Annotated in this window: 12 protein-coding genes; 10 read left to right on the forward strand and 2 right to left on the reverse strand. The window is 37.2% G+C overall.

The annotated features are described in order from the left end of the window. Positions 1–12 precede the first annotated feature (12 nt). The 10 genes from GM552_RS04080 (at position 13) to parC (ending at position 10,877) form a co-directional block, all read left to right on the forward strand. On the forward strand, positions 13–621 hold the full coding sequence (locus tag GM552_RS04080) for a fumarylacetoacetate hydrolase family protein (protein ID WP_155565414.1): 609 nt from the start codon (positions 13–15) through the stop codon (positions 619–621). A 68-nt stretch (positions 622–689) separates the two neighbouring features. Continuing rightward, positions 690–1,691, forward strand: coding sequence for a lytic transglycosylase domain-containing protein (locus tag GM552_RS04085; protein ID WP_155565377.1), 1,002 nt, complete (start codon positions 690–692; stop codon positions 1,689–1,691). 68 nt (positions 1,692–1,759) lie between these two features. Beyond that, a complete protein-coding gene (locus tag GM552_RS04090) occupies positions 1,760–2,632 on the forward strand; it encodes an SPOR domain-containing protein (protein ID WP_155565378.1) in 873 nt (290 codons plus the stop codon). A gap of 8 nt (positions 2,633–2,640) precedes the next feature. After that, the gene (locus GM552_RS04095) at positions 2,641–3,879 is read left to right on the forward strand and encodes a D-alanyl-D-alanine carboxypeptidase family protein (protein ID WP_370533590.1); all 1,239 of its coding nucleotides are present in this window, start codon (positions 2,641–2,643) and stop codon (positions 3,877–3,879) included. Between the two features lie 20 nt (positions 3,880–3,899). After that, positions 3,900–4,565, forward strand: a complete 666-nt coding sequence (tmk, locus tag GM552_RS04100) for a dTMP kinase (RefSeq protein ID WP_155565379.1) — start codon at positions 3,900–3,902, stop codon at positions 4,563–4,565. Beyond that, positions 4,546–5,499, forward strand: a complete 954-nt coding sequence (locus GM552_RS04105) for an AAA family ATPase (RefSeq protein WP_155565380.1) — start codon at positions 4,546–4,548, stop codon at positions 5,497–5,499. Before tmk ends, GM552_RS04105 begins: the two co-directional genes overlap by 20 nt. Further along, positions 5,496–7,037 (forward strand): methionine--tRNA ligase, encoded by a 1,542-nt coding sequence (gene metG, locus GM552_RS04110; RefSeq protein WP_155565381.1) that lies wholly within the window; start codon positions 5,496–5,498, stop codon positions 7,035–7,037. The genes GM552_RS04105 and metG overlap by 4 nt, the downstream gene beginning before the upstream one ends. Next, positions 7,037–7,834 (forward strand): TatD family hydrolase, encoded by a 798-nt coding sequence (locus tag GM552_RS04115; protein ID WP_155565382.1) that lies wholly within the window; start codon positions 7,037–7,039, stop codon positions 7,832–7,834. The genes metG and GM552_RS04115 overlap by 1 nt, the downstream gene beginning before the upstream one ends. An 8-nt stretch (positions 7,835–7,842) precedes the next feature. Then, positions 7,843–8,634, forward strand: a complete 792-nt coding sequence (locus GM552_RS04120; RefSeq protein WP_155565383.1) for an MBL fold metallo-hydrolase — start codon at positions 7,843–7,845, stop codon at positions 8,632–8,634. Positions 8,635–8,672: 38 nt separating this feature from the next. Next, positions 8,673–10,877 carry a DNA topoisomerase IV subunit A gene (parC, locus tag GM552_RS04125; RefSeq protein WP_155565384.1) on the forward strand — a complete coding sequence of 735 codons (2,205 nt, stop codon included), beginning with the start codon at positions 8,673–8,675 and terminating at the stop codon, positions 10,875–10,877. A gap of 72 nt (positions 10,878–10,949) precedes the next feature. On the opposite strand, the gene hemB is transcribed toward parC, so the two are convergent. Further along, the gene (gene hemB, locus GM552_RS04130; protein ID WP_155565385.1) at positions 10,950–11,942 is read right to left on the reverse strand and encodes a porphobilinogen synthase; all 993 of its coding nucleotides are present in this window, start codon (positions 11,940–11,942) and stop codon (positions 10,950–10,952) included. Positions 11,943–11,972: 30 nt separating this feature from the next. Continuing rightward, positions 11,973–13,409, reverse strand: a complete 1,437-nt coding sequence (locus GM552_RS04135; RefSeq protein WP_155565386.1) for an APC family permease — start codon at positions 13,407–13,409, stop codon at positions 11,973–11,975. Positions 13,410–13,475 lie beyond the last annotated feature (66 nt).

Genomic DNA, 13,475 nt, shown 5'->3' on the forward strand with positions numbered 1-13,475 from the left:
TTGGATGAAATGATGATTAATAATATTTATTGTGTTGGCAGAAATTTTGCTGAACATGCAAAAGAATTGGGAAATCAAATCGAATCTGTCCCCGTAATTTTTAGTAAACCCAACACCTCCTTGGTTGAGGGAGATACAATTATCCTACCTGATTTTTCACAGGATATTCATTATGAAACTGAAATTGTATTAAAGATTTCCCAGGATGGCTTTAAAATTTCGGAGAACAAAGCCGAGAATTATTATGATGAAATCGCTCTTGGCCTTGATTTGACGGCTAGAGACCTGCAAACAGCATTGAAAGAGAAAAAATTACCCTGGTTTTTGGCAAAGGGTTTTAAAGATTCCTGTTACCTTTCCTCTTTTGTAAAAAAGGAACTGTTATCTTTTCCTATTTGCTTTTCAATGAAATTAAATGGAGAAGAGCGTCAGAGAGGAAATAGCAATAACATGATATTTAATTTCAGCAAGATTATATCCTATATTAGCCAGTTTGTTCCATTAAAAAAATCAGATGTGATTTTCACTGGTACGCCAAAGGGTGTAGGTAAACTGAAATCTGGGGATCAAATATCACTCTTTTTGCAGGAAAATGAAATTGCTATAGTGAAAGTGAAATAATTACATGATTTTAATTAAAATTATTTGGTAAGCCAATATATTTTAATCGACATAAAAGGGTAATAGCGATGAGGCGAAGACAATTTTTGGCAAATTCTATTGGCACAGCAGTTATGGCAGTTGGAAGTGGAAAATTTGTTTTTTCGAATATCCCCGCTTTTGCGAGATCATCATCCGAATATAAATCCTTTCTTTTCAATATATATCAACAGGCTGTTCAGCTAGGATTGAATGCCTCTATTATGAGGCATGCTTTGAATTATTCTTTACCGAATAAAAAAGTGATTGAACTTGATCATAAACAGCCAGAATTTGTCATGACATGGCAACAATATTATAAAAAAGTCATAACAGTAGAAAAAATAGAACAAGGTCGCAATAAATTTCAGGAACTTCAAACGTTTTTGACCGCTCTTTGGCAGAGTTATGAAGTTGATCCTTCTATACTTGTTGGAATATGGGGCATAGAATCCTTTTATGGCAAATTTCTCGGAAAATTTAATGTTATTGATGCTTTGGCAACTTTGGCTTATGAAGGTAGAAGAGCTAAATTTTTCAAAATTGAGCTCATGAATGCATTAAGAATTCTTAATCATAGAAATATCAATCCCGAAAATATGATGGGCAGTTATGCTGGTGCAATGGGCCAGCCCCAATTTATGCCAAGTGCATATTTACGGTATGCGGTTGATTTTTCAGGAAACGGTCATCCAAATATTTGGACAAATGAAAAAGATGTACTGGCTTCAATTGCCAATTATCTGAGGAAAAATGGTTGGCATGGATCTGAACCTTGGGGACAAAAAATTTTATTGCCAAATGATTTCAATGGTTCATATATCGGACATCATGTTTCAAAAACACTTGATGAGTGGAAATCAATAGGCGTTAAGCGATCAGATGGTTCGGATTTTTCCCGTCTGGATATTTATGGCAGTATTTTGAAACCGGATGAGAAAAATAATAATGGTTTTATGATTTATCATAATTTTAATGTAATACGCCGCTACAACCCTTCGGATTATTATGCACTGGCAGTCGGATTGCTGGGAGATGCGATGGTTGCATAAAATGATTGTTTTTTTGTAATATAAATATAAAATAACAAAATATTAATTTTGTGAATTTGAATTATATCGTGAAAAAATATTTATTTTCTCTATTGTTGATAAGTATAGCCTGTTGTACCAAGGAAGAAAAACCGTTGCAACCAGCTCAGATTCACTACGTGGTTGGTCAACCTTATCAGGTTGGGGAACAATGGTATTATCCAGAGGAAAATTTTGCCTATCATGCAACAGGTTTGGCAGTTATATCCAAAAATCAGAAAAATAAAGTGACTGCTGATGGGGAATATTATGATCCGCAACGTATGACGGGTGCACATCCCACATTGCAATTACCAAGTATTATAAAAGTTCGCAATGTTGACAATGGTAGGGAAATTTCAATTCGTTTGAATGATCGTCCATCATCTTATCCTTCAAGATTGTTGGAATTGACGCCAAAAGCTGGTGAATTATTGGGAATTTCAAACGGTCAAACAGCGAAAATCGAAATTGTTGAGGAAGAAAATCAAAGCCAAAATCTTGCTTTTGAAATGCCCAATGGTCCGCAAACGGAAATGAAAGTTAACACTGCGCCTTTGGATACAATCATGGTTGAAAATCTGAATGGCAAATCAAGCGAAAATAATGCGAAAAAAAAATCAGATCCCACTTTCCAAAAAGCATTAAATTCTTCATTAATATTAAAAGATTTGCCCGTCACTTTTACGCAGGGTCAAATTACAGGAGGGCAAATATGGATTGATTGTGGCTCTTTCACCTTGCGAATTTATGCTAATAAATTGGCGGCACGTATTGGTGGGAGAGTGACCTATAGTTTTGAAGGAGGGCGCAGAATATTGCATGTTCGTTCTGGTCCCTATCAATCAGTCGAAAGTGCAGATCAAAATCTTGATTATTTGTTAAAATCTGGCATTAAGGGTGCCAAAATTATAGTTGAATAGGAACAAGCGTGCATACTCGTAGATCAATATTGACTGGAATTAGTAGCGTAGCTGCATCTCTGGCTCTGATAGATTCAAATTCAGCAAGTGCCCGAAGAGCCATTCGTAAGGTGGCAAGCAGGAAATTCTCGTCAGCAACTCAAGAGGCGATTTCGAATGGTCCACCAGCCGTAACACCAATAGGTCCTTTTGACACGTTGGCACAATACGCCTTTATCATGGATTATAATACAGGTACCGTTTTGATGGATAAATTGGCAGACCAACCTATGCATCCGTCGTCTTTGACAAAAATCATGACCTGTTATATTGTTTTTGCCATGCTGCGAACCGGGCGTTTAAAGCTTGATCAGTTGCTTCCCGTAAGTGAGAAAGCCTGGAAAATGCAGGGATCAAAAATGTTTGTTCCCTTAAATGGACAAGTTTCTGTCCAGGATTTGATCCAGGGTGTTGTTATACAATCCGGGAATGATGCCTGTATTGTACTTGCCGAAGGAATTGCCGGATCTGAACAGCAGTTTGTATCCATGATGAATGAAATGGCGCCCAAGATGGGATTGCGGAATTCTCATTTTATGAACTGTACCGGATGGCCGGATAGCAATCATCTGATGTCTGCCCGTGATATTGCTCTGATAGCCTATCATCTTATTCATGATTATCCCGAATACTATCATTTTTTTTCCGAAAAAGAATTCACTTTCAATAAAATCACCCAGGGCAATCGAAATGTTTTGGTAGACAAAGGGCTTGCGGACGGTTTGAAAACAGGACATACAGATGCTGGCGGTTATGGATTATGTGCCAGTTCTGAACGGAATGGTCGTCGGGTCATAATGGTGGTCAACGGATTAACCTCGATGAATATGCGGGCCCATGAGAGTGAACGTTTGATAGAATGGTCTTTCAATCAATTTGAAAATGTTAAGTTATTCAATAAAGGGGATATTGTTGAACAGGCACCAGTTTGGATGGGAGCACAAGAAACAGTTCCACTGGTTGCAGGTGAAAATCTTGTTTTAACCTTGCCTGTCGGGATGCGTGATAAATTGAAGGTAACCCTTGATTATAATGCCCCTTTGTCCGCACCTGTTATGAAAGGACAAAATGTTGAGGCCTCTCTGTCCGTAAAAAATGGTGGAATTACTGTACAAGTTCCCATAATAGCTGGTGAGACTGTTGAAAAAGCTAATATTATTTCACGTATGATGAAAAATGTAAGCTATCGTTTAACGAATAAAAATTAATCAACATTATTTTATTATTTATGTCAGGATATTTTATTACTTTTGAGGGCGGTGAAGGTGCTGGAAAATCTACACAAGCTCAATTATTGAAAGAAAAGCTGCAAAAAGATAATATTGATGTTCTCTTAACCCGTGAGCCAGGTGGAACAACGGGTGCCGAGGCCATTAGGAAATTATTGTTATTTGGGAATTGCGATTTTTCGCTTAAAGCTGAAATCCTGGCTCATTTTACCGCAAGGTGCGATCATGTAGATCAGGTCATAAAGCCAGCGCTGCAACAGGGTAAAATAGTGCTGTGTGATCGTTTTATTGATTCAACACTGGCATATCAAGGTTATGGATTAGGTAAGGAAAATCCGGATATATTGGATTATATTCAAAAATTATCCAATTTGATAGATTTAATTCCCGATTTAACTTTGGTATTCGATGCCCCTTATGAAACGCTTATTGAACGTTGTCTAAAACGTCAAACAAAAATTGATGCTTATGAACAACTCGGGTATGATTTTCATTATCGTGTTCTGAATGGTTTTCAACTGATAGCTAAAAATAATAAAAATCGATGTAAAGTTATCAAAGCTCATAAATTATTGCATGAGGTAACTCGGGAAGTTTACAATCTCGTCACTCATAAACTATCTGAATCAAGATATATTAAAAACAATGACAGCAAAACTAGATGACTCTTTATGGGGACATGAAAAGGAGTATGATTGTTTCAAACAAGCCATTTTCCAGAATAAGCTTCATCATGCATGGTTGATATGTGGTGAGGTCGGGGTAGGCAAAAAAACTTTTGTCAATCATGTCATTCGTTTGATTCTTGGTAGCTCTGAAAAAGTGTTGGCTAAGATAAAGGCGGGTAGTCATCCTGATTTATTAACGGTTAGTCGAAGAATAGATGAAAAGAAAAACCGTCTTCGTTCGGAAATTTTGATGGATGATATAAAAGCGGTTGGAACGTTTTTACGATTGACTTCTGCCAATGACGGGTGGCGCATTGTCATTATCGAAGAGGCGGATTTGATGAATCAGAATGCGGCCAATAGCTTATTAAAAATTTTGGAAGAGCCTCCAGATGCTGCTTTAATTTTTTTGATCACTGCACATCCAAACCGTTTGTTGCCAACGATTTCAAGTCGTTGTCGTAAATTAATGCTTCATCCCTTATCAAATACTGTTTTATTAGAAGCCTTGATTAAATTAGCCCCCGAATATTCTGAGGCAGAATATCAAAAAATAATTACCCTGTCTCAGGGATCGATTGGTAAAGCATTATCATTATTGAATTCTGACGCCTCAAATTTGCAAAATATTGTTGATGCCTTTTTCGAGAAGCCTTTCAAAGGAAGTGAGCTGAATGAAAAAGTTAAGTATATTTTACAAAAAGAAGATGGATTTTCTGTTTTTTTTAGCTTATTGACAGATAAATTCAATATGCTGATCGGTGAGGCTATAAAATCAAGGCAGGAACGATTTGGCAATCCATCTCGAACAGTAATGGAATGGATTGATATTTGGCAAAAAATTTTAAAATGGCATAAAGATACAGAATCTTTTAATTTGGATAAAAGACAAACCCTAATTTCCGATTTCGAACTAGTAAGTGAATTATGAAAAACCATTATATGATAACCACCCCGATTTATTATGTAAACGGGTTACCCCATATTGGTCATGCCTATACCTCAATCGCTGCGGATGTTTTGGCCCGATTCAAACGATTGGATGGATATGATGTATTCTTTTTGACGGGTACTGACGAGCATGGACAAAAGGTAGAGCAGGCTGCCCACAATAATGAACAGACATCGGAAGTATTTGTAAATGAAATTTCTGCAAAATTCAGAAATATGGCTGATCAGTTAAACATATCATATAATGATTTTATACGAACGACCGAGGAACGTCATAAAAGAAGCTGCCAGACTTTATGGAAAAAAATCGCTGATGCTGGTCACATTTATCTTGGCGCTTATGAAGGGTGGTATTCACTCAGGGATGAGTGTTATTATAGTGAAGATGAACTAACTACTACAGCAGATGGACAAAAGATTGCGCCCACAGGGGCACAGGTCAAATGGTTAAAAGAACCATCCTATTTTTTTAGATTGTCTGCCTGGCAAGACAAGTTGTTGGAATTTTATGAATTGCATCCAGAATTTATCGGTCCAGAAAGTCGTAAGAATGAACTGTTAAGTTTTGTAAAATCTGGTTTACGTGATTTATCCATCAGTCGTACGAGTTTCAAGTGGGGTATTCCAGTTCCAGGCGATAAGGATCATGTCATGTATGTATGGTTCGATGCGTTGACAAATTATATTTCCGCATTGGGCTATCCTGATACGGAATTATCAGATCGGTGGCGTTTTTGGCCAGCAGATTTGCATTTGGTGGGGAAGGAAATTGCACGTTTCCATGCGTTGTATTGGCCAGCTTTTTTAATGGCGGCGGGTTTGGAAGTTCCCAGACGAATATTTTCGCATGGATGGTGGACAGTGGAAGGTGAAAAAATGAGTAAATCAGTAGGAAATGTTGTTGAGCCTATTGAATTGATCAATGAGTTCGGACTGGATCCTGTCCGATTTTTTCTTTTGCGTGAAGTTCCTTTCGGTGGAGACGGAGACTATAGCAGACAATCCCTGATCAATCGCATGAATAATGAATTGGCCAATGATCTGGGTAATCTTGCACAGAGAACTTTGACTCAGATTACCAGAAATTGTGACGGAATTTTACCAGATACTGGAAAAAGATTGGATGTGGATATACAGTTGATAGCAAAAGCTAAACTGTTGCCGATTTTATTAAGGGAACAAATGGACCGTCAGGCTTTTAATGAATCTTTAGAGGATATTTGGAAGGTTATACGCGCTTCAAATGCATATATCGATCATCAGGCGCCATGGAAATTGAAAAAAACTGATTTCGAGCGTATGAAGACTGTTTTAAGAACCATGGTTGATGTGTTGCGCGAAATTGCCACTTGTTTACAGCCATTCATGCCTAATAGTATGGATAAATTATTGACCCAGCTTGGGGTTGGTAAAAATGAACGTAATTTTTCAGATCTTGAAAAAGAAATTCATTCAGGAATAAAATTACCCTTACCTTCTCCTATTTTTCCTCGTTATACGGAAGCTGAACAAATCTGATGCATCTGGTTGATTCACACTGCCATCTTGATTTTTTTGATGATGATGAAAAAAAAGCCATTATTGATCGTGCAACACATGCAGGTTTGGGTGAAGTTGTAACAATAGGAACGCGTTTATCAGATGCGCGGCAGCAAATAGGAATAACCGATTATACAACTGATCATTTGAGTGTATGGTGCACGATTGGAACTCATCCTGAATATGTGATGGATGAACCTTTTTGTTCTGTTGACAGAATTGTTGAATTAACCAATCATCCCAAAGTTATAGGTATAGGTGAAACCGGACTTGATTATTTTTACGGTAAACAAGAGGCTTTTGAACGACAGAAAGAATCTTTTGAAAATCATATCCGTGCCTCGCAACAAACTGGATTGCCTGTATGTATTCATGCCCGGGATGCAGATGATGATATTGCCAAAATCTTAAAGAGAGAGACAGAAAAAGGGGGACGATTTCCATTTTTAATTCATTGTTTTACATCTAGTATGAAACTGGCCGAAACAGTTCTAGATTTGGGTGGATATATTAGTATTTCAGGTATAATCACTTTTAAAAAAGCCCAGGATTTACGCGATATCGTTCTCCATTTACCTCAAGATAGAATTCTTGTTGAAACTGATTCTCCTTATCTGGCTCCCGTACCATTTCGGGGCAAACGAAATGAACCCGCATATGTTTATCAAACAGCAGAATTTATGGCCAAATTGTTGGCGGTCGATTTTGAAACGTTTAAAAAACAAACAACAGATAATTTTCATCGTCTTTTTAAAAAGGCGTCTTTTAAAAGGTAAATTGTTTAATGAAAATTACTATTCTGGGATGCGGAGGTTCGGGTGGTGTCCCATTGGTAGGAGGTGATGATGGTCAGGGGAATTGGGGAATATGTGATCCCCTGGAACAAAAGAATCAACGAACTCGATCCTCTATCGTTATTGAGTTGAATAATGGCAAAAGAATTCTAATTGATTCAGGTCCTGATATACGAACTCAGTTATTGAGAGAAAAAATTGGCAGGGTTGACGCTGTCATTTATTCTCATGCACATGCAGATCATATTGCTGGTCTGGATGAATTGCGTTCAATCAACAGAGTTTTGGGTAAAGCCTTACCAATATATGCAACGAAAGATACATTATCTGAATTGAAATCAAGATTTGCCTACGCATTTAAGCCATGGAAAACCCAACCATATTTTTTTCGTCCAGTTTTGGATGTTCATCAGATTGATTATTATGATAATTTCATGATTGAAAATCAATCTATTCAAACATGTGAACAGGTACATGGTTTTTGTAAATCCATGGGCATACGATGTGGTGATGTGGCATATTGTACCGATGTGGTTCGGATTCCGGAACAAGGGTTGAAAATTTTATCCAATCTTGATCTGTTTATTGTGGGATGTTTTCAACGGAATGAACATCCTGCCCATGCATGGATTGGCAAGGTTCTGGAATGGAAAAAAATTATCAAGCCTAAAAGAACGATTTTAACGCATATGGGACCTGATATGGATTGGAATTGGCTAAAGGCAAATCTGCCGCCGGACATCGAAGTTGCCTATGATGGACTAATTCTCTATTCTGCATAATCATACAAATAAAAAATTAAAACATACAAGAGTATAATATGACTGCTGCATCTGACGGTTTAATCAAGGACGCTCCCTTTGCAAGGGCATTAAGTGAACGCTATCTGGCCTATGCCCTGTCAACAATAATGTCGCGTTCATTACCAGATGTAAGGGATGGATTGAAACCTGTTCATCGTCGTTTGATATATGCCATGCGTCAATTGAAACTTGATCCAAAATCAGGATTCAAGAAATGCGCCCGTATTGTTGGGGATGTTATTGGTAAATATCATCCCCATGGGGATGCCGCTGTCTATGAAGCGCTCGTTCGTCTCGCACAGGATTTCGCTGTACGGTATCCCTTGATTGAGGGACAGGGGAATTTTGGATCCATTGATGGTGATAATGCTGCGGCTATGCGTTATACAGAATCCCGTATGACAAGAATTGCCCAGTTTTTATTGCAAGGTATCGATGAAGATTGTGTTGATTTTCGTGATACCTATGATGGAGAGGAAAAAGAACCCGTTGTTTTACCAGGTGCATTCCCAAATCTTTTGGCAAACGGTGCAAGCGGAATTGCTGTTGGAATGGCAACAAACATTCCCCCACATAATGTGGGTGAAATTTATCAGGCCGCTATGACCCTTATTAAAAATCCTGAAGCCTCTACACAGGATTTGTTGCATTTTGTAAAAGGTCCAGATTTTCCAACAGGTGGGAAAATTGTTGAAAATCAAAATGTTATTCAACAAACTTACGAAACTGGTCGAGGCTCATTAAGGCTCAGGGCAAAATGGGAAATTGAACATGGTCGATTTGGAACTTGGGTTATCGTTGTTAAGGAAATACCCTATCAAGTGCAGAAATCCAAATTGATTGAACAGATAGCCACTTTGATGGAACAGAAGAGGCTTCCATTATTGGCAGATATAAGAGATGAAAGTACTGATGAAATACGGCTTATATTAGAGCCCAAAGTTAAAACGGTGCAGCCTGAAATTTTAATGGAATCCATGTTTAAACTGACTGTCTTGGAAAACCGGTTTGCTTACAACATGAATGTGCTTGATCGCAATGCCGTTCCTAAATTGATGGGATTGAAAGCCATTTTGAAATCATGGTTGGATCATCGTTATGAAGTTCTCAAACGTCGAAGTCAATATCGGTTAAATGTTATTGAACAGCGATTGGAAATTCTGGAGGGTTTATTAGCGGTATATCTAAATCTTGATGAAGTTATTCGTATAATTCGAGATGAAGATGAAGTAAAAACTGTTTTGATGCAAACTTTCAATCTGTCGGATGTTCAGGCTGAAGCCATTCTCAATATCCGTTTGAGAAGTTTGAGACGATTGGAAGAAAATGCAATAAAAAATGAATATGCACAACTCACAAATGAAAAATCTAATTTAAAAACGTTGCTGGCAAGTGAATCTCTTTGCTGGAAAGAAATCAACAAAGAATTGAAAGAGGGTTTGAAAACGTTTGGTCAGTCCGATGATGGTTTGAGAAAAACGGAAATTTCTGAAGCGCCTAAAACAATAGATGTTATGGATATTCTGGAAGAGGTGGAACGTGAACCTCTGACAATTATTTTATCCTCCAAAGGTTGGATACGTGCTTTGAAAGGACATAATCTTGACAGTGATAAGCTGAAATTCAAAGAAGGGGATCATTTATTTAAAATATTGGAATGTCATAGTAATGATCGAATTTGCATTATCGGTAGTGAAGGTAAATCATTTAATATAAAGGCATTAGATTTACCAAGAGGCCGAGGTGATGGTCAACCCATACGTCTTCTTGCTGACATAGCAAATGATGCTGAGGTTATTGAATTTTTTATTTTAGATGAAAAAAAGAAATATGTTCTTGTTTCAACCTCAGCAAAGGGATTTGTCATTTCTGGGGAAAATCTAGTTACTGAACGGAAAACGGGTAAACAAGTTCTAACTTTAAAGGATAATGAAAAAACATTCGCTTGTCTTGAAGGTAATGGAAATTATATTGCCATTGCGAATTCATCCAGTAAATTTCTGATATTTCCCCTAGAACAAATTCCTGAATTAAAAAAGGGTAGTGGTGTTCTATTACAGAAATTGGGTAAAGGAAAACTGAAACTGGTTATAGTTTTTGATTCTAAGATTGGTTTTACAATGCCTAGTCAAACAAAAGTCAGAAATTTTGAAATATTGGAAAATTATATAGGTAATCGTGCATCTGTTGGACATAAATCTCCTAATTGGTTGAGAATTTAGTCTTATTCTAGTCCAAAGGATATTTATGAAATAATTAATTAATTTTTTAAAATATCCCTTTATATATGAAAATTATAACTGTTTTAATAATTTTGCCGCTTCTGGAGCAAAATAAGTCATAATTGCATTTGCTCCAGCTCTCTTGAAACAGAGAAGTGTTTCGAAAATAGCCTGATTATTATCAAGATAACCACGGTTAATCGCGTTTTTCAACATGGCATATTCACCAGAAACCTGGTAACTGACAATTGGGATATTGAATCTATCTCTTACCATTCGGATTATGTCCAAATAGGGCAATCCCGGTTTGATGATAACTGAATCAGCACCTTCTTGAATATCGAGTTCGACTTCAGAAAGAGCCTCTCGACTATTGGCAGGATCCATCTGATAAGTTTTTTTATCGCCTTTTAAAAGTTTTCCTGATTCCAGCGCATCTCTGAAAGGTCCATAATAAACACTGGCATATTTTGCGGCATATGACATGATTCGTGTATTAACAAAATTATCATTGTCCAATGCCTTTCGGATTGCCGCGACCCTACCATCCATCATGTCAGAAGGCGCGATAAAATCCATACCTGCTCGGGCTTGATTAATCGATTGCCTGACTAGTATCTCTATGGTTTCATCATTGGCAACATAACCATTTTTTATTATTCCGTCATGGCCATGGCTGGTATAAGGATCAAGAGCTACATCTCCGATTAATAACATTTCTGGAAATCTTTTTTTAAGTTCTCTTGATGCACGGCAAATTAGATTATTGGGATTATAGGCTTCCTTTCCCTCTGGATCACGTTTATCGTTGGTGGTTACAGGAAATAATGCAAGCGCGGGGATATCCAGATTTGCAGCAGGTTCTATATATGCAGCCAGACGATCAACAGTAACCCGTTTAATTCCAGGCATTGAAGAAACTTCTGTTTCAATATTGTTGCCCTCAATAATAAAAATTGGCCAAATCAAATCATCTTTACTCAATTTATTTTCAGCAACCAGACGACGCGTTGCAGAATCAATTCGATTGCGTCGCATACGAGTCAGAGGAAAGCTTCCAATCATGGTATCAATCCTTAATTAATTATGAAATTTCTATTGTAATTTACTGTGTTTATGACCATAAAGCCAATAAATAATTATACCTATGAACATCCATCCCCCAATGGTTAACCATGTTATATTGCTTAGGGAATACATCAGCACACAACAAACCAAAGTGCCAAATATCGGTATGATATCGCCACCTGGCACCTTAAAACGCCGGGGGAAATCTTTATGGGTTCGACGTAAAATCATTACTGATATACATACGAAAAAAAAGGCGGATAATGCACCTATAGAGCACATTTCACTTAAAATTGAAATAGGAATAAAGGCAGATAGAATACAGATAAAAACCATAAAAAACATGTGTGATAGATGAGGAGTTTTATGGTCGGGATGAATAACGGAAAAGAATTTGGGAATCAAACCGTCTTTAGAAAGGGTAAAAAAGATACGAGTTTGACCTACAAGAAGTAATACAAGAACAGGAAAATAACCAATGATGATACTGAATTTGATTACGGGCTGTAACCATTTATAAGGGGTGTGATCAATGGCTGTTGCCACAGGTGCGCCATTACCAAGCAATTGATGAAAATTGACAAGCCCAACAATAACAAAGGCAAACGTGACATAAATGAGTGCTGTAATTGTAATGATTATTAAAATAGCTTTCGGGATATCCCTTGATGGATTTTTAACTTCCTGTGCAGTAGAAGCTACGCTATCAAAACCTATGTAGGCAAAAAAGATCATGCCGGCAGCTTGAAAAATTCCTGAAATGCCAAAATGACCAAATTGACCTGTATTTTCTGGGATAAAAGGCTTGAAATTGTCAAAATCAACATAGGAAAATCCAAAAGCGATAACAGCAAATACAACAAACAACTTGATCAAAACAATCATATTGTTCATTCGAAAGGATTGTTTAATCCCTTGTATCAGATAAAGAGACAGAAATATGATGACAAATGTGGATGGAAGGTTCAATATCCCAGAAATATTCTGGCCGTTTATATTTATTTTCTCTAGTGGTGAAGCGAAAAATTGATAGGGTAGGTGTAAGTGAAAACTTATCAGAATTGACTTTAAATATTGTGACCAACTTACCGCTACCGCTGCTGCTCCGACAGAATATTCAAGCACCAAATTCCATCCAACAATCCAGGCTATAAATTCTCCCATAGCGATATAGATATAACTGTAAGAACTGCCCGATTCTGTAATCATTCCAGCAAGTTCACTGTAACATAATCCTATGAATGAACATGCCAATGCTCCTATTAGGAAAGAAAGAAGTACGGCGGGACCAGCATGTTCTGATGCAGCAATACCTGTAACCGTAAAGAGTCCGGTTCCAACAATTCCACCAACGCCAAAAAAAATCAGACTAGGCATGCCGATTACGCGTGCCAAACCGTTTTCATACTGGTTATTTTCTATGGATTTTTTTCTAAATAGTGATTTTCTCTTGGATAGATCCATAGAATAGCCCTTTTTTAAAATTTATCACAATATTGTGTAAAGTTCTTAAAATAAATCATATTTTTT

This window comes from Commensalibacter sp. ESL0382 (assembly GCF_009725775.1).
Taxonomy (GTDB): Bacteria; Pseudomonadota; Alphaproteobacteria; order Acetobacterales; family Acetobacteraceae; genus Commensalibacter; species Commensalibacter melissae.

What these genes read in the sequence shown, in the direction of transcription:
- GM552_RS04080 (WP_155565414.1), top strand. Translation starts at nt 13, where the DNA reads ATGATTAATAATATTTATTGTGTTGGCAGAAATTTTGCTGAACATGCA.
- GM552_RS04085 (WP_155565377.1), top strand. Translation starts at nt 690, where the DNA reads ATGAGGCGAAGACAATTTTTGGCAAATTCTATTGGCACAGCAGTTATG.
- tmk (WP_155565379.1), top strand. Translation starts at nt 3,900, where the DNA reads ATGTCAGGATATTTTATTACTTTTGAGGGCGGTGAAGGTGCTGGAAAA.
- GM552_RS04105 (WP_155565380.1), top strand. Translation starts at nt 4,546, where the DNA reads ATGACAGCAAAACTAGATGACTCTTTATGGGGACATGAAAAGGAGTAT.
- metG (WP_155565381.1), top strand. Translation starts at nt 5,496, where the DNA reads ATGAAAAACCATTATATGATAACCACCCCGATTTATTATGTAAACGGG.
- GM552_RS04115 (WP_155565382.1), top strand. Translation starts at nt 7,037, where the DNA reads ATGCATCTGGTTGATTCACACTGCCATCTTGATTTTTTTGATGATGAT.
- GM552_RS04120 (WP_155565383.1), top strand. Translation starts at nt 7,843, where the DNA reads ATGAAAATTACTATTCTGGGATGCGGAGGTTCGGGTGGTGTCCCATTG.
- parC (WP_155565384.1), top strand. Translation starts at nt 8,673, where the DNA reads ATGACTGCTGCATCTGACGGTTTAATCAAGGACGCTCCCTTTGCAAGG.
- hemB (WP_155565385.1), bottom strand. Translation starts at nt 11,942, where the DNA reads ATGATTGGAAGCTTTCCTCTGACTCGTATGCGACGCAATCGAATTGAT.
- GM552_RS04135 (WP_155565386.1), bottom strand. Translation starts at nt 13,409, where the DNA reads ATGGATCTATCCAAGAGAAAATCACTATTTAGAAAAAAATCCATAGAA.